The 25414-nt window shown below is 42.6% G+C and carries 23 protein-coding genes; 8 read left to right on the top strand and 15 right to left on the bottom strand.

What is annotated here, in order from left to right:
- The first annotated feature begins 30 nt into the window (after nt 1-30).
- From BT_RS10865 to folB, 4 genes are all read left to right on the top strand, one after another.
- On the top strand, nt 31-2712 hold the full coding sequence (locus tag BT_RS10865; protein ID WP_011108155.1) for a 4-alpha-glucanotransferase: 2682 nt from the start codon (nt 31-33) through the stop codon (nt 2710-2712).
- Nucleotides 2713-2924: 212 nt separating this feature from the next.
- Entirely contained in the window at nt 2925-3938 is a 1014-nt protein-coding gene (locus tag BT_RS10870; protein WP_008763942.1) for an acyltransferase family protein, read from the top strand.
- A gap of 94 nt (nt 3939-4032) precedes the next feature.
- Complete coding sequence (locus tag BT_RS10875; protein WP_008759755.1) at nt 4033-5004, top strand: glycosyltransferase family 4 protein; 972 nt, start codon at nt 4033-4035, stop codon at nt 5002-5004.
- A 143-nt stretch (nt 5005-5147) separates the two neighbouring features.
- Nucleotides 5148-5516 (top strand): dihydroneopterin aldolase, encoded by a 369-nt coding sequence (gene folB, locus BT_RS10880; RefSeq protein ID WP_008759754.1) that lies wholly within the window; start codon nt 5148-5150, stop codon nt 5514-5516.
- Nucleotides 5517-5845: 329 nt separating this feature from the next.
- On the opposite strand, the gene BT_RS10885 is transcribed toward folB, so the two are convergent.
- Genes BT_RS10885 through mtaB form a run of 4 tightly spaced genes read right to left on the bottom strand, consistent with a single transcriptional unit; the run spans nt 5846 to nt 9620 of the window.
- A complete protein-coding gene (locus tag BT_RS10885) occupies nt 5846-6370 on the bottom strand; it encodes a methylglyoxal synthase (RefSeq protein ID WP_008759753.1) in 525 nt (174 codons plus the stop codon).
- A 4-nt stretch (nt 6371-6374) separates the two neighbouring features.
- Nucleotides 6375-7403, bottom strand: coding sequence for a glycosyltransferase family 2 protein (locus BT_RS10890; RefSeq protein ID WP_008759752.1), 1029 nt, complete (start codon nt 7401-7403; stop codon nt 6375-6377).
- Nucleotides 7404-7405: 2 nt separating this feature from the next.
- Nucleotides 7406-8299, bottom strand: a complete 894-nt coding sequence (locus tag BT_RS10895) for a lysophospholipid acyltransferase family protein (RefSeq protein WP_008759751.1) — start codon at nt 8297-8299, stop codon at nt 7406-7408.
- Nucleotides 8289-9620: a tRNA (N(6)-L-threonylcarbamoyladenosine(37)-C(2))-methylthiotransferase MtaB gene (mtaB, locus tag BT_RS10900; RefSeq protein ID WP_008763943.1), complete on the bottom strand. Its 1332-nt coding sequence runs from the start codon at nt 9618-9620 to the stop codon at nt 8289-8291. Before mtaB ends, BT_RS10895 begins: the two co-directional genes overlap by 11 nt.
- A 109-nt stretch (nt 9621-9729) precedes the next feature.
- Here mtaB and BT_RS10905 point away from each other — a divergent pair, with 109 nt between their 5' ends.
- Both BT_RS10905 and BT_RS10910 read left to right on the top strand, forming a co-directional pair.
- On the top strand, nt 9730-11403 hold the full coding sequence (locus BT_RS10905; RefSeq protein ID WP_008759749.1) for a long-chain fatty acid--CoA ligase: 1674 nt from the start codon (nt 9730-9732) through the stop codon (nt 11401-11403).
- Nucleotides 11404-11562: 159 nt separating this feature from the next.
- Nucleotides 11563-11784 (top strand): hypothetical protein, encoded by a 222-nt coding sequence (locus BT_RS10910; RefSeq protein ID WP_008763944.1) that lies wholly within the window; start codon nt 11563-11565, stop codon nt 11782-11784.
- Between the two features lie 68 nt (nt 11785-11852).
- On the opposite strand, the gene BT_RS10915 is transcribed toward BT_RS10910, so the two are convergent.
- The 8 genes from BT_RS10915 to rpsF all read right to left on the bottom strand — a co-directional run bounded on the left by BT_RS10915 (nt 11853) and on the right by rpsF (nt 19490).
- The gene (locus tag BT_RS10915; protein ID WP_008763945.1) at nt 11853-12767 is read right to left on the bottom strand and encodes a sugar phosphate isomerase/epimerase family protein; all 915 of its coding nucleotides are present in this window, start codon (nt 12765-12767) and stop codon (nt 11853-11855) included.
- Nucleotides 12768-12906: 139 nt separating this feature from the next.
- Nucleotides 12907-13779, bottom strand: coding sequence for a 3-keto-disaccharide hydrolase (locus BT_RS10920; protein WP_008763946.1), 873 nt, complete (start codon nt 13777-13779; stop codon nt 12907-12909).
- A gap of 52 nt (nt 13780-13831) precedes the next feature.
- A complete protein-coding gene (locus BT_RS10925) occupies nt 13832-15307 on the bottom strand; it encodes a Gfo/Idh/MocA family protein (RefSeq protein WP_008763947.1) in 1476 nt (491 codons plus the stop codon).
- A gap of 7 nt (nt 15308-15314) precedes the next feature.
- Nucleotides 15315-16433, bottom strand: coding sequence for a Gfo/Idh/MocA family protein (locus BT_RS10930; RefSeq protein WP_008763948.1), 1119 nt, complete (start codon nt 16431-16433; stop codon nt 15315-15317).
- Between the two features lie 252 nt (nt 16434-16685).
- Nucleotides 16686-18332: a DUF6377 domain-containing protein gene (locus BT_RS10935; RefSeq protein WP_032840466.1), complete on the bottom strand. Its 1647-nt coding sequence runs from the start codon at nt 18330-18332 to the stop codon at nt 16686-16688.
- Between the two features lie 80 nt (nt 18333-18412).
- Entirely contained in the window at nt 18413-18856 is a 444-nt protein-coding gene (gene rplI, locus BT_RS10940) for a 50S ribosomal protein L9 (protein ID WP_008759741.1), read from the bottom strand.
- A gap of 14 nt (nt 18857-18870) precedes the next feature.
- Entirely contained in the window at nt 18871-19143 is a 273-nt protein-coding gene (rpsR, locus tag BT_RS10945) for a 30S ribosomal protein S18 (protein WP_008759740.1), read from the bottom strand.
- 2 nt (nt 19144-19145) lie between these two features.
- A complete protein-coding gene (rpsF, locus tag BT_RS10950) occupies nt 19146-19490 on the bottom strand; it encodes a 30S ribosomal protein S6 (RefSeq protein ID WP_008759739.1) in 345 nt (114 codons plus the stop codon).
- Between the two features lie 160 nt (nt 19491-19650).
- On the opposite strand from rpsF, the gene BT_RS10955 reads away from it, so the two are divergent.
- On the top strand, nt 19651-20097 hold the full coding sequence (locus BT_RS10955; protein WP_008759738.1) for a MarR family winged helix-turn-helix transcriptional regulator: 447 nt from the start codon (nt 19651-19653) through the stop codon (nt 20095-20097).
- Nucleotides 20098-20236: 139 nt separating this feature from the next.
- Nucleotides 20237-20413: a hypothetical protein gene (locus tag BT_RS24380; RefSeq protein ID WP_008759737.1), complete on the top strand. Its 177-nt coding sequence runs from the start codon at nt 20237-20239 to the stop codon at nt 20411-20413.
- Nucleotides 20414-20488: 75 nt separating this feature from the next.
- Here BT_RS24380 and BT_RS10960 read toward each other — a convergent pair whose 3' ends face one another.
- The 3 genes from BT_RS10960 to BT_RS10970 all read right to left on the bottom strand — a co-directional run bounded on the left by BT_RS10960 (nt 20489) and on the right by BT_RS10970 (nt 25161).
- Entirely contained in the window at nt 20489-21190 is a 702-nt protein-coding gene (locus BT_RS10960; protein ID WP_005678712.1) for a response regulator transcription factor, read from the bottom strand.
- Nucleotide 21191: 1 nt separating this feature from the next.
- The gene (locus BT_RS10965) at nt 21192-22739 is read right to left on the bottom strand and encodes a sensor histidine kinase (RefSeq protein WP_008759736.1); all 1548 of its coding nucleotides are present in this window, start codon (nt 22737-22739) and stop codon (nt 21192-21194) included.
- A gap of 265 nt (nt 22740-23004) precedes the next feature.
- Entirely contained in the window at nt 23005-25161 is a 2157-nt protein-coding gene (locus BT_RS10970) for an elongation factor G (RefSeq protein WP_008763951.1), read from the bottom strand.
- Nucleotides 25162-25414 lie beyond the last annotated feature (253 nt).

The following is a 25414-nucleotide window of genomic DNA, read 5'->3' on the forward strand; positions in this document are numbered from 1 at the left end:
TCATTAGTGTCTAATCAAAATCTAATATATATGACTGTATCATTTAACATCGAATATCGCACCAGTTGGGGAGAAGAAGTCAGGATTGCCGGGCTGCTGCCGGAGTCGATCCCCATGCATACCACAGACGGCATATACTGGACGGCAGACGTGGAACTGGAAGTTCCCAAAGAAGGAATGACTATCAATTACAGCTATCAGATAGAACAAAACCAAATTATCATCCGCAAAGAATGGGACAGCTTTCCGAGACGTCTCTTTTTATCCGGTAACTCTAAAAAGAAGTATCAGATTAAAGACTGCTGGAAAAATATCCCCGAACAATTGTATTACTACAGTTCGGCCTTCACGGAAGCCTTGTTAGCCCATCCCGACAGAGCTGAAATTCCGCCTTGTCACAGAAAAGGGCTGGTCATCAAGGCATACGCCCCACGCATCAACAAAGACTATTGCCTGGCAATTTGCGGAAATCAGAAAGCATTGGGAAACTGGGACCCGGACAAAGCGATTCCCATGAGCGATGCCAACTTTCCGGAATGGCAGATCGAGCTGGATGCAAGTAAGCTGAAATTCCCGCTGGAATACAAATTCATCCTTTACCATAAAGAAGAAAAGAAAGCGGACTGCTGGGAAAATAACCCCAACCGCTATCTTGCCGACCCGGAACTGAAAACAAATGAGACGCTGGTCATCTCCGACCGATATGCCTATTTCGATATTCCGGTATGGAAAGGGGCCGGTATAGCCATCCCTGTCTTTTCACTGAAATCAGAGAACAGTTTCGGAGTAGGAGATTTCGGAGATTTGAAACGCATGATTGACTGGGCTGTAAGTACCCAACAAAAGGTTATACAGATATTACCGATCAATGATACGACCATGACTCATGCGTGGACCGATTCTTATCCATATAATAGTATCTCCATTTATGCTTTCCACCCGATGTATGCAGATATAAAGCAGATGGGAACACTGAAAGACAAGTCAGCCGCAGCGAAGTTCAACAAAAAACAGAAAGAACTCAACGGCCTGCCGGCGATGGATTATGAAGCTGTCAACCAAACGAAATGGGAATACTTCCGACTGATCTTCAAGCAGGAAGGAGAAAAAGTATTAGCCTCCGGAGAGTTCGGCGAATTCTTTAATGCCAACAAGGAATGGCTGCAACCTTACGCTGTTTTCAGCTATCTGCGCGATGCCTTTCAGACACCTAATTTCCGTGAATGGCCCAGACATTCCGTTTATAATGCACAAGATATAGAGAAGATGTGCCGGCCAGAATCTGTAGATTACCCGCATATCGCACTTTATTATTATATCCAGTTTCACCTGCACCTGCAATTGGTAGCCGCTACGAAATACGCCCGCGAACACGGTGTCGTACTCAAAGGAGATATCCCTATCGGCATCAGCCGCAACAGTGTGGAAGCATGGACCGAACCTTATTACTTCAATCTCAACGGGCAGGCGGGCGCCCCTCCCGATGATTTCTCGGTGAACGGACAAAACTGGGGATTCCCCACGTACAACTGGGACGTCATGGAAAAGGACGGCTACCGCTGGTGGATGAAGCGTTTCCAAAAAATGTCAGAGTACTTCGACGCTTACCGGATTGACCACATCCTCGGTTTCTTCCGTATCTGGGAAATCCCGATGCATGCCGTACACGGATTACTCGGACAGTTCATTCCCTCCATCCCTATGAGTCGGGAGGAAATCGAAAGTTACGGACTCCCCTTTCGGGAAGAATATTTGATTCCATATATTCATGAATCCTTCCTCGGGCAAGTATTCGGTCCGCATACCGATTATGTGAAACAGACTTTTCTGCTTCCTGCCGAAACACCCGGTGTTTATCACATGAAACCGGAGTTCACCACCCAACGGGAAGTGGAGAGTTTCTTTGCAGGAAAGAATGATGAAAACAGTCTTTGGATTCGGGATGGACTATACACTTTGATCAGTGATGTTCTTTTTGTACCGGACACGAAAGAAAAAGATAAATATCATCCGCGCATCGGAATACAACGCGATTTCATCTTCCGTTCACTCAATGAACAGGAGCAGAATGCGTTTAACAGACTGTATGATCAGTATTATTATCACCGCCACAACGAGTTCTGGCGCCAACAGGCTATGAAGAAACTACCGCAACTGACACAATCGACACGTATGCTGGTTTGCGGAGAAGACCTGGGTATGATTCCGGATTGTGTTTCGTCCGTCATGAATGATCTTCGTATCCTCAGTCTGGAGATTCAGCGGATGCCAAAGAATCCGATGCACGAGTTCGGATATTTAAATGAATACCCATACCGGTCGGTTTGTACCATCTCCACTCATGATATGTCTACTTTGCGAGGCTGGTGGGAAGAAGATTACCTGCAGACACAGCGTTACTACAACACGATGCTGGGGCATTACGGAACCGCACCGACAGTCGCCACTCCCGAATTGTGCGAAGAAGTGGTGCGCAATCATCTGAAAAGCAATTCCATACTTTGTATTCTGTCCCTGCAAGACTGGCTGAGCATTGATGGCAAATGGAGAAATCCGAATGTGCAGGAAGAACGGATTAATGTACCATCCAATCCGCGCAATTATTGGCGTTACCGGATGCACCTCACTCTGGAACAGTTGATGAAAGCAGAAGAACTCAATGACAAGATACGTGAGCTAATAAAATACACCGGCAGAGCTCCCAAGAAATAAATATCTTTAGGCACGGGTGACACGGATTAACACGTTTTTTAGACCTATAATCTCTTAAAACTGTAAATCCGTGTCATCTGTGCCTGAATAAAATCAACTGATAGTTTTGACACCTCCGTTTCTCTCCCATGCGGCAATTCTTTATCTTCCTTCATTCCGTTTTTTCCAATTAATCAAGTATCTTTGCAACGCAAAAACGCAACGCAAAATAAATGGGAGACAATCAGCATCGGCGTATTGATTTTGTGGACTTAACCAAGGGAGTCTGCATTATTCTGGTAGTGATGGCGCATATCGGAGGCGCTTTCGACCAACTTGACAAGCATTCCATGCTATCCTGCTTTCGCATGCCTCTCTATTTCTTTATATCAGGAATTTTCTTCAAGCCTTATGAAGGATTATACGGGTTCATTATCCGAAAGACCAATAAGCTAATCATTCCCTTTATCTTCTTCTACGTCAGCGCCTTTCTACTAAAATACATTGTATGGAAGATTGCACCGGAAACTTTCCATCTCCCTGTGTCATGGAGAGAATTACTGTTTGTCTTTCACGGGCACGACCTCATCAAGTTCAATCCTCCCATCTGGTTTCTGCTTGCTCTGTTCAACTGCAATATCCTGTTCTATCTGATTCATTATCTGCGTGACAAGCATTTATCTCTGATGTTTGCAGCAACGTTACTGATCGGATGCACAGGATTCTTCCTGGGCAAATTTCACATCGAACTTCCTTTGTATATAGACGTTGCCATGACTGCCCTCCCCTTCTATGTGGCAGGTTTCTGGGTTCGCCGATATAATTTCTTCCTGTTCCCCAGTCATCGGTTCGACAAGATTATTCCCTCATTTGTCCTGCTGGCACTGGTCGTAATGTACTTCACCGCCACCACGCCGGGTATGCGGACCAACAATTATCCCGGCAACATATTCCAGGTATACATTGCCGCATTTGCCGGAATCTTTATGATTATGCTGATCTGTAAGAAAATAAAAAGAATAAGCATCGTTTCTTATCTGGGGCGATATTCCATTATCACACTCAGTATTCATGGACCGATTATACACTTTGCAAGACCGGTCGTTTCGCATTATATTCATAACGACTGGGCAGAAGCAAGCGCACTGCTCCTGCTGACATTGACCATCTGCATTCTCTTTACCCCTATCCTGCTTAAGATAATTCCACAGTTGGTGGCACAAAAGGATTTATTAAAAGTCAAATAACAAAACATTGTGCAAGCCAAACTTTTCTTAACTCTAAGTTTAATTATCAAATAATTTACTACTTTTGTTCCAAAGAACTATAGACCGAGAACAAATGAATATAACGATTGTCTTAGGAGATAAAATTCCATCTATAAAATACGGCGGAACTCAAAGAGTAATGTGGTATCTGGGTAAAGAACTCAATAAGCGCGGACACAAAGTCACCTTCATCGCAGGAAAAGGTTCCTCCTGCCCTTTCGCTAAAGTGATAGAACTGGACCCTAGCGTAAATCTGAACACCCAAATCCCCACAGATGCGGACATCGTACATTTCAACATTCCCGTTCCCGAAGGAATCACCAAGCCGCACTTACTGACCATACACGGCAATGGAATCCCGGCCAACGCAGACCGGAACATCGTTTTTGTCTCACGTAATCATGCACAAAGACTTGGAAGCGAATCATTCGTTTACAATGGACTGGACTGGGATGACTACGGTCCCGCCAACCTCACCCTTTCCAGAAAAAACTACCATTTTCTAGGCAAAGCAGCCTGGAAGGTCAAAAATATCAAAGGAGCTATCGCCGTTGTCCAAAGCATCAAGAACGCACAACTGGACGTTTTAGGCGGTTATCGCCTCAATCTCAAAATGGGCTTCCGATTCACATGGAATCCACGGATTCATTTTCATGGAATGGTAGATGATTCAAAGAAAAAAGTTATTATTGAGCAGTCAAAAGGGCTTATTTTCCCCGTTACATGGCACGAACCTTTCGGACTTGCAATCACTGAATCCTTATACTTCGGAGCTCCCGTATTCGGTACTCCCTACGGTGCGCTTCCCGAACTCGTTTCACCGGAAGTCGGTTTTCTGACCGCCCACGGACAGGAAATGGCCGAACATATACAGTCAGCACAATATTCTCCGAAAGTCTGCCACGAATATGCCAGAGATCTATTCAATTCAAGTGTCATGGCAGAAGCCTATTTAAAGAAATATGAAACTGTACTGAACGGCGAACCTTTGAATAAAGAAGTCCCCCATATTATAGATATCGCACGACGTCTTCCATGGGACTAAAAATGGCAGTTGAATTACATAGCTGATGAGTACAATCTCATTTATAAAGCCTTTCATTCATTTAATAAGCGAACAAAAATGATCGAAAACACTTTATAAAAAGAAATAAAGCCTTACCTTTACTTTTTTAGAAAACAAAAGATATGAAGATAAACAACAGCTATATTTTGCTGAAAGACATCTGCTGCTTTGCTTATCATGGAGTAGCCCCCCAAGAGAATATCATTGGAAATGAGTATATTATCAACTTGAAGTTGAAGGTAGATATCAGTCAGGCTATTCAAACAGACGACGTGGTGGATACGGTCAACTATGCCGAAATACACGAAGCCGTGAAAGCTGAAATGTCCATCCCGTCGAAGTTGCTGGAACACGTATGCGGACGAATAGCTAAAAGACTACTGGCAGAATTTCCTGCCATTGAAGAAATAGAACTTCGTCTTTCCAAACGGAATCCGCCTATGGGAGCAGACATCGACTCAGCCGGAGTAGAACTGCATTGCAGCAGATAAGTACCTTTGCTTTATCAGTTTGTGTTATTATCAAGAAGCACATTGGTCTGTCATCCTATCATCCGGACTGCCACATCCGGTCAACTTATTTACAACACCCTATCATTCCGCTTGTGCCAAGTAATGGGCACAGTTATGCCAAAGGAGTATCACGGTTGTGACAAGGGTGTGGCACAGTTGTGACAAAGGCTTGGAAACAGTTGTGACAAGGGCATGGCACAGTTGTGCCAAAGGCGTGGCATCGTCGTGCCAAAGGCATGGCACAAGTAAGGCTGCCTCATTTCTACTTGAAGCAGCCTCACACTATCATATTTTCAGTCTATAACGACCTATCTCTTCTTTCTTTTTCTTTTATTTACCGATTCTACAGCTTCCGTTACCACGGATTTGTTTTCGAACCGTTTCGTATAACTGGAATAGTCCGGATGGGTACGTTCGTAATCGGGATCCATAAACAGAGGGCTGGAAATGATATGATCCGCCGTAGAACGGTTACAACAGAAAACGATGTTCTCAACACCGGCCAGTCGGGTTAATGCTTTAACATCCGTATCATGTGGCTGCAAAGTCATAGGGTCAGTGAAAAAGAATAGATAATCAATCTGACCGTCCACAATACGCGATCCCATCTGCTGGTCACCTCCCAAAGGACCGGATTTCAGAATTGTGAAGTCCCACTCCACTTCAGGATGCTTCTCCTTCAGTGCTTCCAGAATCAGAGTACCTGTAGTACCTGTACAATAGAATTTATTTCCCATCAACAGTTCCGAGTTCCACAGCACCCATTCGATGAGGTCTTTTTTCATGGCATCATGTGCTACCAGCCCGATGCCTCTCCTTACTTTTGGTTCCATTTTGTTATCCTTTTAAATCCGACAATTGAGAGAATCTTTTGCACCCTCCCACATAAAACTGCCACAAGATACTACTTTTTATCCGTTCAGGGATTGGATTCAAAGAAGTTTTTCTTAAGTTTTCTTTACGGGAAGAAGAAAATGAAGGACAAATCTGTTTATATTCTTTCCGGGCACGCATCACCGCACGGGCGTTGTCTAACTGCCCCTTCAGCAGAAATGTGAATGCAGCCACGTAATCGAGACAAGTCCGGATACGCATCACTTTATTTAACTCTTCGTCCGAAAGATTCTTATAGAGCATGACAAGATTATTACGAAAATTCAAAAAAGTCTTGCGGGGATTCTCCTTTTTCAGAGTTGCACCACCGACGTGATAGACCGTACTTTGAGGAATGCAAACGATTTCCCGACCACGGGAACGTAGTCGCCAGCATAAATCAATCTCTTCCATGTGGGCAAAGAAACGTCCGTCCAGTCCGCCCGCCTCACGATAATCCGCATGACGGATAAACAGGGCGGCTCCCGTTGCCCAGAAAACTGGCAGGATCGTATCATACTGTCCCTCATCCTTTTCAACCACTCCCATTATACGCCCACGACAGAACGGATAGCCGTACTTATCTATAAATCCTCCGGCTGCTCCGGCATATTCAAAATACTCTTTTTGCCGCTGGCTACGGATTTTCGGCTGACAGGCAGCTACCTCCGGATGGCCATCAAGATAGGAGATCATCGGTTCAAGCCAATGTTCGGTCACCTCAACATCAGAATTCAGAAGTACCACATACTCCGCTTCTACCTGCTGCAAAGCCAGGTTATATCCATCTGCGAATCCATGATTCTGATCCAGCACAATGATCCGGACACAAGGAAATTCCTCCCGAAGCATTTCCACAGAAGCATCCGTAGAGCCATTGTCGGCCACACAGACTTCTACTTCTTCGCTCTTCGAATAGCGGATCACGGACGGAAGAAAAGTACGAAGCATATCGCACCCGTTCCAATTCAAAATAACCACTGACACTTTCATCCTTACCCCCTTTCACATTCAGCCTTAGAAGCTTTCCAACGTTTATGAGACCACAGCCAATAAGCCGGTTCCCTGCGAATCGTCTGTTCCAGATAATCAGCAAACATTTCCGTAATTTCTCCTTCACCCGTCTCCTTCGGTTTCTCTGTCATCAGCTTAAACTCAGCTACACAATACCCTCTGCCGGGTTTTGTCAGATCACAATAGAACACAGGGAAGTTCATCATTTTCGCAATGCGCTCCGCACCATTCAGAAAGGCGGTTTCCTGCCCCAAAAAAGTAGTCCAGTATTTTTCGTTTCCGCTGGGCCACTGGTCAGTAATCAGACCGACAACCATCTTTTTGCCTTCACGCTTCAACTTGATAATTTCGCGTGCCGTAGAATGTTTCGGAACGTTATATCCTCCGAAGCGGGAACGGATGCGCTGGAACAATTCGTTCAAGTATTTATCTTTCAGAGGTTTATAGACTTGCATCGGTACATCACCCGGTTTCATAATAGATCCCATCCCGATCAGCCATTCATAATTGGCATAATGAGGAATCATTACGATGATTCCGCCATATTTCTCGGTCAGTTCCAGATATTGTTCCGTATTCTTATAAGTCATCCGCTTATAAAGGTCTTCGGGTGACATATGAAGCATTTTCAAGTCTTCAAGCATATAGTCGGAAAGGTAACGATAGAAACGGCGTTCGATCTGCAGCCTTTCTTTCTTGTCTTTTTCGGGAAATGATTTCTTCAGATTCTCCCGTACTACTTTCCGGCGATACCTCCCTATACGGTACATCAACAGGTAATTGAAATCCGAAAGTAAGTACAATATCCGGAAGGGAAGCGCCGAAAACAGCCACATCCCGCTATATACCAGCCAATAGATAAATCTAGACTTCATAATTCATCAGAATTGTGCCTTTAAGCGCTGTCATGTCTTCATTAAATTCTCCCAGTCGGACGTTAATCATCTGATTGTCCAATGATTCGTCATTCTCCACTTCTACGCGGATATAGTTAGCGGTAAACCCGTGCATCGGTGTACCTGCTTTTGATTTTTCCATCAATACCTGCATGGTCTGCCCGATATGACGGGTATAGAAAGCCCGTGTCTTTTCATCAGAAAGTGTCAGCAAGCGCTGGCTGCGCTGATGTTTCTCTTCCGGCGAAACCACATAATCTATCTTCAAGGCCTGCGTCCCCGGACGTTCGGAGTAGCTGAACACATGCAACTGTGTCACATCCAGTCCGGAAATAAACTGATAAGCCTGTTCAAAATACTCTTCCGTCTCTCCGCGAGTACCTACAATCACATCGACTCCGATAAAGGCATCCGGCATCACTTCCTTGATTTTCTTTACTTTAGAGGCAAAAAGAGCCGTATCATAACGACGGCGCATCAATTTCAGCACTTCATCGCAACCGGATTGCAACGGGATATGAAAATGAGGCATAAATCTACGGGAACGGGAAACGAACTCGATGATTTCATCAGTCAGCAGATTGGGCTCGATAGAAGAAATGCGGTAACGTTCGATGCCTTCCACCTGATCCAGCGCTTTCACCAGATCAAAGAAAGTCTCACCGGTAGTCTTACCAAAATCGCCGATATTCACGCCTGTCAGTACGATCTCTTTTCCGCCTTCGGCAGCGGCCTGCCTTGCCTGCTCCACCATAGAGGCAACAGTACCGTTACGGCTGCGTCCACGGGCAAAAGGAATGGTACAATAAGAACAGAAATAATCGCATCCGTCTTGTACTTTCAGGAAGAAACGAGTACGGTCGCCCCGTGAACACGAAGGCGAAAACGAACGGATATCTTTGGTGGTGGTAGTAAATGCCTCTCCCTCTTCATGCTTATGGAGGTCGCCGAGATACTGCAACAAGTCTCCTTTCTGCTCGGCACCCAGCACTACATCTACTCCTTTTATCTTTGCCACGTCACCGGGCTTCAACTGTGCGTAGCATCCGGTCACTACCACAAAAGCTCCGGGATGCTGCTTGACCAACCGATGAATAGCCTGACGGCATTTCTTGTCTGCCATCTCCGTCACCGAACAAGTATTTACCACACAGATATCTGCTTTTTCCCCTTTGCGTGCAGTCCGGACTCCTGCCTCCCGCAGGATTTTACCGATAGTTGAAGTCTCTGAAAAGTTCAATTTGCAGCCTAACGTATAATAAACGGCTGTCTTATTTTGAAATACAGTGGTATCTATCATAATCTGTTATAACGCATATTTCCTGCAAAGTTACACATTATTATTAGTAAAACACTTTAGGATACGAAAGTTTATTCCTATTTTTGCACAATTCACTAAAAAACGTGCAATGATTAAAGAGAATTTCATTAAACTATACGAAAATAGTTTTCGGGAAAATTGGGATTTACCTTGCTATACCGATTATGGTGAATCCGTTCATTATACTTATGGCCAGGTAGCCGGAGAAATCGCCCGTATGCACCTGCTTTTCAAACATTGCAGCCTGCGCAGAGGAGATAAAATAGCCGTTATCGGCAAAAATAATGCCCACTGGTGCATCGCCTACATGGCAACCATCACCTACGGAGCCATCATCGTCCCTATCCTGCAAGACTTTACGCCCAACGATGTGCATCATATCGTCAACCATTCCGAGTCCGTTTTCCTCTTTACCAGTGACAGCATCTGGGAAAGCCTGGAAGAAGAAAAGCTGACCGGACTGCGCGGAGTTTTTTCGCTCACCGACTTCCGCTGCCTCTATCAGCGGGACGGAGAAACTATTCAGAAGTTTCTGGTACACCTCAATGATGAAATGTACGCCGCCTATCCGAAAGGATTCACGCGCGAGGACATTCAATACACTACGTTATCCAATGATAAGGTAATGCTGCTGAACTACACATCGGGAACTACCGGCTTCAGCAAAGGGGTAATGCTGACGGGCAACAATCTTGCCGGCAATGTCACTTTCGGCATCCGCACCGAGTTACTTAAAAAAGGAGATAAAGTGCTTTCTTTCCTGCCACTGGCACACGCCTACGGTTGCGCTTTCGACTTTCTGACTGCAACTGCTGTCGGAACTCATGTCACCCTGCTCGGTAAAACGCCTTCTCCCAAAATTATCATGAAGGCTTTTGAGGAAGTAAAACCGAACCTGATCATCACTGTTCCGCTGGTCATCGAGAAAATATATAAAAATGTCATTCAGCCGCTCATTAATAAGAAAGGTATGAAATGGGCATTAAACATTCCTTTGCTCGACACCCAGATTTATAATCAGATACGGAAAAAGCTGATAGACGCCTTAGGCGGACGTTTCAAAGAAATCATCATCGGAGGCGCTGCCATGAATCAGGAAGTGGAAGAGTTCTTCTACAAAATAAAGTTCCCTTTCACCATCGGTTATGGTATGACCGAGTGCGGACCACTGATCAGCTATGCTCCCTGGAATGAATTTATTTTAGGCTCTTCCGGCAAAGTGCTGGATATCATGGAGGCACGCATCTATAAAGAAAATCCGGAAGCGGAAACCGGAGAGATTCAGGTACGTGGTGAAAACGTGATGGTGGGATATTATAAGAATCCGGAAGCCACGCAGGAAGTGTTTACCGAAGACGGCTGGCTGCGCACCGGCGACCTTGGTACTATGGACGCCAGCGGAAATATCTTCATCCGCGGACGACTCAAAAGCATGATTCTGAGTTCGAGCGGACAGAACATCTTCCCCGAAGAGCTGGAAGCCAAACTCAATAACCTGCCATTCATTCTTGAAAGCCTCGTCATCGAACGCAACAAGAAACTGGTGGCACTGGTCTATGCGGATTACGAAGCGCTGGATTCTCTCGGATTGAACAATCCGGATAACCTGAAAACCATCATGGATGAAAATCTGAAGAACTTAAATAATAATGTAGCTGCGTATGAAAAAGTCAGCAAGATTCAGCTTTATCCTACGGAATTTGAGAAAACCCCGAAAAGAAGCATCAAAAGGTATCTATATAACAGTATAGCTGTCGATTAGTATGTTTTAAAACATGGATTGAAGGCGTAATATAACAAGCTTCTAAAAAAAATTATAAAAATAGTTGGCTTTTCGAGAACAACATATTGAAAAAGTACATAACTTTGCAGCGTTTTAATAAAGCAATTGATTGTATTACGTTTTTAAAAAGCAAAGAAAATGAAAAAATTAGTTTTGATGGCCGTAGCTATCGTAGCAGTATCATTCGCATCTTGTGGTAACAAAGCAGCTGACGCAGCAAAAGCTCAACAAGATTCTATCCGCATCGCTGACTCAATCGCAGCTGTAGAAGCAGCAGCAGCTGAAGCAGAACAAGCAGCAGCTCAGGCAGCTGACTCTTTGAATGCAGATAGCACTGCAACTGAAGCTGTAGCTGAATAATTCAGAACAGCCTAGAGAGAATTGAAAGTCTGACATGCTAAAAGCATGCACAGACTTTTTTTTATGCCTTATTTAGCGTATGAGCTTTTAACAAAAGGAGCATCCAGCAAATAATCCAGACTTACCTCGACACTTTTCTCTACGGGCATGCTGTAGCTTTCTATCTCTGCAACAAGATGCTTCACACCAGCCGTCTTTGCATTCTTGAAAATAGCGTCGAAACCAACCATTCCGCTCTGCCCGATTTCTCTGTGATCCTTGATATGGAACATTTTAAAACGACCGGGGTATTTATTAAAATAATCTACCGGACTGTTTTGCCCGCGAACTACCCAATAAACATCCATCTGGAAGAAAACATATTCAGGATTGGTATGCTCAATCATGTAGTCATACATCACTTTATCTTCTACCTTCTGAAATTCATGAGCATGATTATGGTATCCGAACGACATCCCCTGCTGTTTACAACGTTTGCCTATTTCATTGTAATAAGCACAATATGTATCCAACTCCTTAAGTGTTTTAGGCACATCCATCCAAGGAGCTACAATGTAACTCATACCGGCAGCTTTATGATCAGCAATACACTGGTCCCACCATTGAAGTGAACTTGAAAAATCACCGGAAGCTAATTCTTCTTTCGACAATCCTCTTGTGCAATGTGAGGATAAAACCTTCAGCCCGGCAGATTCAACATCTTTTTTAAATTGATCGGGAGTTCTGTCGTAAAACTTTCCATTATTATAATTGGCGGCTTCCACACTGGTATATCCCATTTTCGCCAAGTTCTTCAGAAGAGTAATATAAGCGGCGTCACATTTGCCGTCCTTATTGTCCACCTTATTCAATATATCCCTGACAGAATAGAGTTGAATCGCTACTTCTTTTTTAGCTTTCGCTTTTGTTTTAGACTGTGCCATGGCCGTAAACGGAATCATTAAAAGAAGAGCCAGCGCACATAGATTTATTTGGAGTTTCATGTTTGTAGATAAAGGGGTTCATGTATTAAAATAAAAAAGCTGTGTCAGAAGTTCGTCGGGCATATCATTCTGTCATTCAGAACTAAATGCCATGTTGATGTTACTTTTGACACAGCCTATCTTTGAATTATTTATGTGATCAGTCCAGAACTTTCACGCGGATATTGCGGAACCAAACGTCATCACCGTGATCCTGCATTCCGATAAATCCTTCGTGGTTTTCGCCACCGCAATTATTCAGCAGTTCGAAAGCCAACGGCCATTTGTCCTGGCTGAATTTGCTGGCTTGCAAAAGGTCAGTCCATTGTTTGGTCCACAAGTGGTATTCGAGTACATTCTCGTCATTCTGTCCGTGAACAACAGTACCTTTATAAACCATGATCTTAGCCTTGTTCCATTCGCCGAAAGGTTTCGCATTCTGAGGAACTGCCGGAATCATGTCATATAAAGAAGCCGACTGCCGGTTATTGTCTTTCCCCAATTTAGCATCCGGATGATTGTCGTTGTCCAATACCTGATATTCAGGTGCGGAAATATAAATAGGTTCGAGCACGTCGTTGCCGTCCTTATCTTTAGAAGTCACTTCCTGAGCTAAATAGAAGATACCGGAGTTACCGCCTTTGGAAACTTTCCATTCCATTTCCAGTTCGAAGTTTTTGAATTTGTGAGCAAAGATCAGGTCTCCGCCATCACCATCCTGTGCTTCACCGCCACCGGAACCGTTGAACTTGATGCAACCGTCCTCGATAGTCCACTTGGAAGGAACTCTGTCCTTGCCATAACCACGCCATCCATTAAATGTTTTGCCGTCAAAGATAGTGATGTAACCATCCGCATCTACCGGTAATTGCAAGCTATCCATCTCCGCTGCTTTTAATGATTTTGAATATGATACTGCTACTTCGTTTGCCGATTGCTCTTCCTGAGCACTCCCGGCTTTCTTCTGACCGCTGCAGGAAACTAAAACTCCCGCTGCAAGACAACAAGCTAATGGATAAAATACTTTCTTCATAATAATAACTATTTAATTTTTAATCTTTAATTCTTAACTTACTTTTATCGTGTTATCGTGGCATATCAGGCAACTTCCATCCTTCACGATAATTATGTTTCACCAGTTCGGCTGCAAATTGTTTCGCGTTGATCGGATCTGTCCAGGTCTTATTGAATGACGGGTGACCATCATGAATCGTAAATCCGTCCTTAATGCAGGTTCTGAGTGTTTCGTTATCACCAATATTAGTGAAGCACATATTAGCGCCGTCCCATTCCAGTGTCTTGTTCAATCCTTGCAGACGGATAGCCAATACACCCATTACCACCATTTCATTCATCGGTCCCGATTCGGAGAAATCCGCTTTCGGCATCACGCGGTTGGATTTGTCTTCCTTACAAGCGCGTACCCAGTCCATTTCATGAGAACAAGTAACACGGCGGCATACTTTCGGTGCATTGGGCACACGGCCTGACAACAAGAAAGGTTGTTCTCCGTAGCAGCCGCAAATCAATGTATCTTTTGTTCCGTGGAAGATAGTCAGACCACCACCGGGGCCCATCAGTTGTTTTCCTTCCGGGAAACCTTTCGGACGTTCCGGCATCATACCGCCGTCATACCAGTGTACCTCAACTTCCGGCAAGGCAACTTTCGGCATATTGTCGCGGGCGGGGAAAATCATCTTCACGTGTTGGGCCTGAGGAGCGCAGGCACTCAGTAATAAAGTAGAAGAACCTTCCACCTTGGTAGGATAACCCAGCTTCAGAGCTCTGAACGGCTGGTGCAGAATATGACAGGCCATATCACCCAGTGCACCTGTACCGTAATCCCACCATCCACGCCAGTTCCAGGGATGATAAACGTTGTTGTACGGGTTCAGTTTGGCAGGTCCGGTGAAAAGATCCCAGTTCAATGTGTTGGGGATGCGGTCCGCCTTTTCGGGTGCATTCAGTCCTTGCGGCCAGATAGGACGGTCGGTGGCGCATTCCACTTTGGTTACTTCGCCGATTTCTCCATTCCATATCCATTCGCAAACCAGGTCGGTACCTTCGCCCGATGCTCCCTGATTACCCATTTGAGTAACTACTCCGGTAGAGGCGGCCAGCTTGGTCAGCAAACGGGATTCGTAAACGGAGTGAGTCAACGGTTTCTGGCAGTATACGTGCTTGCCCATTGTCATGGCGTCTGCCGTGATGATGGCATGAGTATGGTCGGCGGTAGCAATGATTACGCCGTCAATGGATTTGCCCATTTCATCGTACATCTTGCGATAATCCCAGTATTTCTTCGCATTCGGGAATTCATCGAATACGCCTTTGGCATATTTCCAGTCTACGTCACAAAGGGCTACGATGTTTTCGGTGCCCTTCACGTTGTTGATGTTGGCATGACCCATACCGCCGATACCTACGGCTGCAAGGTTCAGTTTGTCGGTTGGGGAAACGTGCCCGTGGCTCATACCTAAAATAGAGCTGGGAGCAATGGTGATTCCTGCTAAAGCAGCGGCTCCCGTTTTAAGAAATTTTCTTCTTGAAAAGTCTGACATGGTTTTATTATTTTAAGGAGTTAGTTATTTGTGGTGGATTACTATGCAGCAACCCATATCCATTTTTCATGTTTTTTCTGCGTTCGCGTATTTGTTCAAGAGTCTGCAAATTACCGATAGCCGGCAAGTCATTCATACGAGCATCCTGCAGGAATTTCCACGCATACTCGGATGCAATAGTCGAGTCATACATTAAAGGCAAACGAGGGTTTCGCTTACCGGTCAATATGGAATCGGCGAACAAATCGCACAGCACATCAATATTCTTACCACCAAAAGGTTTTTCCACACGAAGTGTCTGATGTACTCCGTGTAAATCGACAACAGCTGTTTTGAAATCATGCGTCATACGCACGATACCTTCCGTACCTATAATATCTACATAAGAATTGTGCGTCTGATCTTTCGATAATTGTCCATAGACAAAACCCTGGGTTATATCAAAGACTACGCCATTTTGAAAAGTTCCGTGACATTGTACCCACCAGGGATCTTTATAATTCCACATGTTCACGCCTTGTGCATTCCATGTTCTATATTCACTTTCGGCATACCAGCGAACGATGTCAACATAATGCATTCCACAATCATGGAAAGCGGGGCCTTCATATTCATGTCCTTCACCCGGTGCCAGTCCCGGAGTCATGTGGCAAATACGGATAATGGCTAACTCACCTATTTCTCCCTTCTGGATATATTCCTTCATCAGATTATGATACCAGGAATTTCGCAGATATAAGTTTACCGTAGAAAGTACATTGGAGTTTTCTATCATATCCACCACCTTCCACTCCTTTTCCATCGTATCTGCAACAGGTTTTTCCGCGATGATATGTTTTCCGTACCGAATAGCCTTTTCTATTTGTTCGAGCCTTGAGTCTGCCAATGTGAAGAGCCCGACAACCTGTACACTCTCGTCTTCAAAGATTTTTTGATCATTCTCTACTACAAGAGATTCAGGAGATATTTTTTTAGCAAGTTCGCGCGTGGTAGGATCTGTATCGCAAATATAGGCAATCTCCCATCGCCCGCTTTTCCGCATCGCCTCCCAATAGAATCTTCCCATTCTACCGAAACCGATTATTCCTACTTTTATTTTTGTGTCAAGTGAAAATTGTGCATCCATAAAAAATTGCGAATTTAAGTACAAACAACATAAAAGGTATCAATTTTCATCTGTAGGCAGATTGTTCGAAAACTGATATCGCAAAACTAGCCAAATAAATAACGCTTTATTTAGTCTACACAACTTTATGTAGATTATAAAATCATATTACATATTATAAATCAACACTTTAGATATACACAAGGATATAAAAAATGTAGATTGTTTGGAAAGTATTTTATTTATCGAATGGCACAAATTCGTTTATATTGGTCAGATTTTCATAATTTCATTTTCAAATTCATCCCGATCTACTGCAGCCTTGTTACGCATTTTAGTACGATAATTATAAACAGTACTTGTAGAGCAACGAAGGAAATTGGCAATCTTTCCGCTATCCGTAATGCCCAAACGTAACAGCGCATAGATACGAAGTTCCCTATTCAACAAAGCGTCCTGTTTAAGAATGATCTTCTCGTCATCTTTCAGTAAAGCATTGAAATCTGAAACAAAAGTCGGATATAAATTCAGAAAGACTCTATCGAAGCGAGTATACAGAGCATCAAGTTCATCATCAATCAATGCGGAAGATTTCAGCTTTTTAATCAGTTCCTCATAGCACTTATTAATGGCTATTTTATACAGCATATTCTGATACTTCTCCATTTTATGAATATAGCTGAAGCACACGTCGAAAAACTGAGCGATATAATGCTCCTTTATATTATTAATCTCGCACAGTTCATCATTCTTATCATTCAACTCACTATTCATGCTGTTCAGTTTGTCGTTCAGTCTCAAAAGTTCCTCGTTACTTTGTGCCAGCGCCCGTTTCATCCGCAACGTTTTTTTCATCTGAATATAAATAAATACGACCAACACGATTAAAAGAAAAAGAGAAACGCTGGTTGAGATAAGAAAAGTAATCAGATTCGATTTAGACCTAGCTTCTTCCGTCTGATAAGCCGTATTAATAATAGAATAGAATTTATAGATTTCCATTGCCCGGAAATGAATGCCGGAGGAAACGACATCATCAATAGCCGACTGAGTAAATTTGAAAGCATCCGCTAAATTATTTTCCTCATATTGTATCAGTGCAAGTGCCTGCAGGGAGGCTGTTTCGCGTGTGGCATTCTGAATATCAGCAATGGCGGACATCATAAGATATTTCTTCGCATCATCCTCTCTTTTCAAATAGCGGCTCAGCATGGCATACGAATGAGTAATCATCGCATAGTTAGGAGTGCCTACCTCCTCAGCATTCAGCAACTCATCCAAAATCTTGATCGCCTTTGTTGAATCGTGTCCTGCATAAGAATAAGCCCGTGACAATTTATAGTCAAAGGAAGTATGATCCATAAGAGCATACAGTGAATCCTGATAGGCTTCCCGTTTTTTTCCGTACTGATTATTGGTAGCAGAAATCGAATAATACTCCCAAAAACGGGCATATGTATCATAATAAGTAGCTAATAATGAACGAGGAAATTCTGATGGCTTCATTTTTTCGAGAAGTAATTCTGCATCTCTATATCTGCCGCACATGGAATATACAAGGCTGAGTTGCAAAGAAGACTGGTATTTCAAATAGTTTCTATTTAACTGACGAGCGATTTCAAGGTTCCGGTCGACATAATGGATGGCAGAGTCTATATTAAATTTCTTATACTCATTGTATAATTGGAGATTCACCTTATATTCCCGATCGGGAGTCAACCCAGAGTCCTTCAGTAAACATTTAATCCGAGCGATTCGCTGCTCTTTCTTCTGGACGAAGAGCGGCTTCGCATCTATCATTTTATGCAGAGAGTCAGCCAGTATTTTCAATTCGTTATTTGCATAAAGAGCATTGCCAATTCCCAGAGCAACCAGGAACAGCAAAACGATTCTCTTCAGATAACAACGGTTGAATTTCATATTATTAGCAAAGATGATAAAAAAAAGCGATTTATCCATCAGAACAAATCGCTTTTTTAATATATGAAGTAAATTTGTTCTTATTCAGCAACTACTTCGAAAGGAATTTCTACAGAAACTTCCTTGTGAAGTTTAACGATAGCTTTGTAGTTACCAACTTCTTTCACAGCGTCTTTTACAACGATGATCTTTCTGTCAATTTCGTGACCCAGTTTTGCCAATGCTTCAGCAATCTGGATATTGCTAACAGAACCGAAGATAGTACCTGTTGAACTAACTTTTGTTGCAATAGTCAAAGAAACGCCTTCCAACTTAGCAGCCAATGCTTCAGCATCCTTCTTGATTTTCTCAAGTTTGTGAGCACGTTGTTTCAAGTCTTCAGCCAACATTTTCTTTGCAGAAGGAGAAGCGATGATAGCTTTTCCAGTCGGGATCAGATAATTACGACCGTATCCGGATTTCACGTTTACGATATCGTTCTTATAACCCAAGTTTACGATGTCTTCTTTCAATATAATTTCCATACTTTTCCTCCTTCTTATTTCATCATGTCAGTTACATAAGGCAACAATGCCAAGTGACGAGCTCTCTTCACAGCCTGTGCGATACGACGTTGGAACTTCAAAGAAGTACCAGTGATACGACGTGGAAGAATCTTTCCTTGTTCGTTCAAGAATTTCTTCAAGAATTCAGGATCTTTGTAGTCGATATAACGGATACCGCTCTTTTTGAAACGACAGTATTTTTTCTTCTTAACGTCTACTGAGGGCGGAGTTAAATATCTGATTTCTGATTGAGTCTGTTGTGCCATGATTAATCCTCCTTTTTGTTTGATTTAACACTTCTTCTTTTAGCAGCATATTCCGCAGCATACTTGTCCATTTTGAAAGTCAAGAAGCGGATAACGCGTTCATCACGACGGAAGTTAAGTTCCAACTTGTCAATGACAGTAGGATCTGCATTGAACTCAACCAATTGATAAAAACCTGTTGACTTCTTCTGAATTGGATAAGCCAATTTCTTCAGTCCCCAGTTTTCTTCATTGATAATCTCAGCACCTTCAGCTTGAAGAATACCTTTGAATTTTTCTACCGCTTCCTTCATCTGAACATCAGACAAAACGGGAGTTAAAATGAAAACGGTTTCGTATTGATTCATACTCGTTTAATTAAATAAATAATTTATTTTATTTTAAAATGCGGGTGCAAAGTTAGGCATTTTATTTTGAACTACAAATATTTAATCTTTTTTTGTATCCTAATGTAGGAATTATCCGGGAAGTGGCTTACCTTTGCAAAGTTGTTTAAACAATAATTTCATGATAGAGCAATTTAATTTCGATATCCGGCTTATATTCGCCATCCTAAATGGTAAGGTTTCCGCAGCAATCAACCGGAAGCTATATCGCAATTTCCGTCAGAACGGTCTGGAAATCAGCCCGGAGCAATGGACGGTTCTTATTTTTCTATGGGAAAAAGACGGCGTTACACAACAAGAGTTGTGCAATGCAACTTTTAAAGACAAACCCAGCATGACCCGTCTCATAGACAACATGGAACGGCAGCATCTTGTAGTACGTATTTCCGACAAAAAAGATCGTCGCACCAATCTGATCCACCTGACAAAAGACGGAAAAGAACTGGAAGAGAAGGCACGCATCATTGCGGGGCAGACACTGAAGGAAGCTCTGCATGGCATCACTCTCGAAGAACTGAGCATCGGGCAAGAGGTCTTAAAAAAGGTATTCTACAATACCAAAGACTAAACAGAAAAACAATCGTTTAATTCATAAAATCCACTAAATCTGTCTTTATAATGGATTTTTCACCTAAATTATTTCGCCCGTTAAAGAATTATGCTTTAATTTGTGACTGGAATATTATAATCTATTAAAATACACACGCATGAAAGGCTTATTAAAGAATTTGGGATTGATATTAATCTTGATCGGAGTGGTCATCCTGTTGGCTTGTTCCTTTACCGGCAATGTAAACAACAACGCGGTTTTGGGCAGTTCAGTATTCCTCGTAGTACTGGGACTCATTTCTTATATTGTCATTAATAAGAAGATCGCTGATTAATTTATTAGAAATCAATAAAAAATCCCGGGAACGAATGTTTCCGGGATTTTTTATTTGTGGTTATCGGAGTGCTCATTAAGATTCAACTTCCGGTGTGATCAGCTTATAGCCTTTTCCGTGAATATTGATAATCTCGATAGAATCATCTTCTTTCAGGTGCTTACGCAACTTCGTAATATACACATCCATACTACGGGCATTGAAGTAGTTATCATCAATCCAGATAGTCTTCAGAGCAAAGTCACGTTGCAGAATTTCATTAGCGTGCGCACAAAGCAGTCCGAGAAGTTCAGATTCTTTGGTAGTCAGCTTCGTCTGCTTGCCTTCTGTAGCCAGAATTTGTTTCTGAGTATCGAAAGTAAACTTACCGATCTTGTAGATATTGCTTTCTTTGTTCTTCTTTCCACGAACACGTCTCAAGATAGCTTCAATTCTGAAAGTCAACTCTTCCATACTGAATGGTTTCGTGATATAATCATCTGCACCAATCTTAAATCCTTCCAGGATATCTTCTTTCAGCGTTTTTGCAGTCAGGAAGATGATAGGTATCTCAGCATTCGCAGCACGGACATCCTGTGCCAACGTAAAGCCATCCTTTTTAGGCATCATAACGTCAAACACGCACAAGTCATATTTATTCTTCAAGAAAGCCTTATAACCGGCTTCTCCATCAGGATATAACTCAGCAGAATAACCTTTTGCCTGTAAATATTCTCTTAAAAGCATGCCAAGATTTTCGTCATCCTCGCATAATAAAATACGCAGTTTCTCGTCCATATCAATTATTTTTTAATAAAGGTAATGCAATAATAAATTTAGTTCCTACGTTCAGGTCGCTTTCTGCTCTAATGGTTCCCTTATGATCGGTAATAATTTTCTTCACATAAGCCAGTCCCAGTCCAAAGCCCTTCACATCGTGCAGATTACCCGTATGCACACGATAGAACTTTTCAAATATCTTTTTCAGGTTTTCCTTTTTGATACCGATACCGTTATCCTGTATCGAAATCATCAGTTTACCCGATTCATTCCACGTTTTCACTTTCAGTTCCAGATCCTCTTCCGCTTTCTTATATTTCACCGCATTATCCATCAGATTGAAGATCACATTGGTAAGATGCATTTCATCTGCAAATATAACAGGATCGGCTGCCTCAAGGTTCGATGTTATCTTACCATTATATCGTTCCACTTTCAGTGCAAAGGTATTGATCACTCCCGAAATCAGTTCATTCGCATCAATCTCCTTCATCTTCAGTGTTGCCTTCTGCCGGTCGAACATTGACATCTGCAGCACCTTTTCCACTTGAAAGCGCAAGCGCTTGGTCTCATCATTTATGACTCCCGATATATGCTGGAACATTTGCGGTGATTTTGCTACCGCGGGGTCCTTCAACATCTGTGCTGCCAGCGAGATAGTTGATATCGGCGTCTTGAACTCATGCGTCATGTTATTGACAAAGTCATTCTTCATTTCCGTCAACTTCTTCTGACGGAATACGATATAAATCGTAAAGATGAATGTCACCAACAACACCAACGTAAATATCAGTGACGGAATCATGAAACTGATCGAATCAAAAATATAGTCCTTCTTTCCCGGGAAATGCACTTTCAGAATACTCATCTTTGCAGGGGGGTCGTTTTTAAACAATGCCTGCTGATAGGATTCTTCACTTCCTTTTGCTTCATAATCTGCACAACGGTATACTTCACGTCCATCCTTGTCAATCACTGCAAAATGATAAGGCAAGTCTATACCATTATTATATAAGTTCGATTTCAGATAATCGTCAAGGTCCCTGAACCGTACTCTATCACCAATCGACTTGTCACTCGCACGTCTAATCATGTCCAACACTACTTCATCCAACAGTGCCCGCTGATACATATAGCGATTCTTGATAGCTTCCAACATCGAATTAGAAGTCTGAGGAATCGTGTTTCGTCCACGTACCATCGCTTTAGGAAGTTCAGACGGTTTGATCTTCATCACCCTCAATTCAAAGTCAGAAATAATCTTGCCATCCCGTGACTTCACTTGAAATCGCTGTGTCCCCCGAACTACATTATTCTGCCCTAATGAAGTATTGTTTTCAGTCAGCGCTTTTCTTTCAGCATCCGAAATATCCTCAACCAACCAGCGCATAGTTTCTGCATATTCTACATCCTTGGAAACCTGATCCAGACTGTTGCGCACAGCCGAATCAAATTGCTCCTTCCGGGTTTTCATCATTTCCTCTATATAACTGACCTGCAAATACAACAGACTAAGGAAAGAAAGCCCCATTACAATACTTAATATCCAAATTGTTGACTTCTTCATAGCAACAAAATTAACACTCCCTAATTAACACTCCTAACACATTAACTTGATTTAACCGGAAGTTCCCGGAAATTAACCGTAAAGAGCTATTTAGGTTGTATTCTGATTACTACAACAATATAACTCCTCCTTTGGTTTGCAAATTTAATAAAAAATTAAATCTTTTCCTTGCGATTTTCCATCTTTATTAATCATAGTTAAACAAAAACCGCTGTCTTTTACTTAAAAAAGACAACGGTTTTAACAGTTTTGAGAGAATTATTGTTTATTCCTCTGTTTGTTTAGCTTCAAAATCCTTAATCAACTTATCCTGAACATCTGTCGGAACAAGTTCATAACTAGCAAACTTCATGATAAATGAAGCACGTCCGCCGGTAAGTGAGCTAAGTGCTGTCGAATATGAAGACATTTCCTTCAAAGGTACTTTAGCAACAAGTTTCTCGAAACCTTTTTCGCTGCTCATACCCATAATCATGGCACGGCGTCCTTGAAGATCTCCCATCACATCACCCATTCTGTCGGACGGAACAAATACTTCCACATCATAAATCGGTTCCAAAATCTTCGGACCGGCATTCTTGAAGGCTTCACTGAATGCGTTACGTCCGGCAAGCATAAAGGAGATTTCATTTGAGTCTACCGGGTGCATCTTACCATCATATACGATTACACGTACGTCACGGGCATACGAACCTGTCAACGGGCCTTGTTCCAGGCGTGACATGATACCTTTCATAATAGCAGGCAAGAAACGGGCATCGATAGAACCACCTACGATACTGTTAATAAATACCAGTTTACCGCCCCATTCCAATGGAATTTCTTCAGTACCTCTCACGGTAATCTTAAATTCCTGTCCATTGAATTTGTAAGTATCGGGCACAGGCATACCTTCTTTATAAGGTTCAACGATCAGGTGAACTTCACCGAACTGACCAGCACCACCGGATTGTTTCTTATGACGATAATCGGCACGGGCAGCCTTCGTAATCGTTTCACGATACGGAATCTTCGGTTCCTCAAATTTAACCTGAAGTTTTTCATTATTTTCCAGACGCCACTTCAACGTACGCAGATGGAATTCTCCCTGTCCGTGTACCAGCGTTTGCTTCAATTCTTTCGATTGCTCGATCACCCATGTCGGATCTTCTTCACGCATACGGTTCAGGATGGTCATCATCTTTTCCACGTCCGCTTCGTTCACCGGTTTAATAGCACGGGAATATTTAGAATTCGGATATTTGATAAAGTTGAATTTATAATCGCAGTCTTTACCGTTGAGTGTATTGCCTGTCTTCACATCTTTCAGTTTTACGGCAGCACCGATATCACCCGCCTGAAGTTCTTCCACTTTCACACGGTTACCACCAGCTACGACATAAATCTGAGCGATACGTTCTTTCGAACCACGGTCGGCATTCAGCAAGTCATCACCTTCACGAACCTTGCCGCTCATTACTTTAAAGTAAGATACTTCACCGATATGCGGCTCGACACTCGTTTTGAAGAAATACAAAGATTCGGGACCGTTTACGTCCGGAGCTACTTCCTTACCATCTGTGTTTTCCACTTTCGGCATTTCAGACACGAAAGGAACTACGTTGCCAAGGAATTCCATCAGACGGCGAACGCCCATGTCCTTACCACCGCAAACACAGAATACTGGGAACATACCTCTGGCGATCAATCCCTTACGGATACCTTCACGCATTTCATCTTCTGTCAGAGAATCTTGTTCAAAAAATTTCTCCATCAGTCCTTCGTCATTTTCGGCAGCAGCTTCTACCAATGCTTTATGCATTTCCATAGCCTTATCCATTTCTTCTGCCGGAATATCTTCAATCACAGGAGCACCGCCTTCGGGTTTCCACGAATATTTTTTCATCAACAATACGTCAATCAAGGCATTAAAGCCCGGACCGGTAGCAATAGGATACTGGATGGGAACCACCTTAGATCCATACGCTTCTTTCAGTTGTTCGAGGATATTATCATAGTCGCATTTTTCATTATCAAGCTGGTTGACTAGAAAAATAACTGGCTTATTCAATTTTTCAGTGTATCGGAAGTGATTTTGTGTACCGACTTCGACGCCGTATTGGCCATTGAGAAGAATAATTGCTGTGTCGGTCACATTAAGTGCAGTTACCGTACTGCCAACGAAGTCGTCCGAACCCGGACAGTCTATAATATTAAGCTTTTTATTGTTCCATTCTACGTGGAGAACGGTAGAGAAAACGGAGTAACCATACTCTTGTTCAACAGGGAAATAATCGCTAACTGTGTTTTTTGCGGCAACAGATCCGCGACGTTTTATAACACCACTCTCGAAAAGCATCGCTTCCACGAGAGTGGTTTTCCCAGAGCCAGAACTTCCCAACAAGGCAATGTTCTTAATTTCATTAGTCTGATATACTTTCATAATATATAAGATTTTAGTAATTACTCAGTATGTTTCTCGCATACCATTAATTTAGTGATGCGCAAATTAGGGATTTATTGGGGGAAAAGCAATATTTATGACAGTGTTACTAAACAATGTTATGTAACATAAGGTCCGTTTTATGGGTAGCAGACAGGCCAGACTTATACCTAATTCCCGTTAATTGTATCAATTGCTCAGAAAAAAGGTTTAAATTTGCAGGCTATAATCAATTGGTAACAAGCTAAACATC

This window comes from Bacteroides thetaiotaomicron VPI-5482 (assembly GCF_000011065.1).
GTDB classification, from domain to species: Bacteria; Bacteroidota; Bacteroidia; order Bacteroidales; family Bacteroidaceae; genus Bacteroides; species Bacteroides thetaiotaomicron.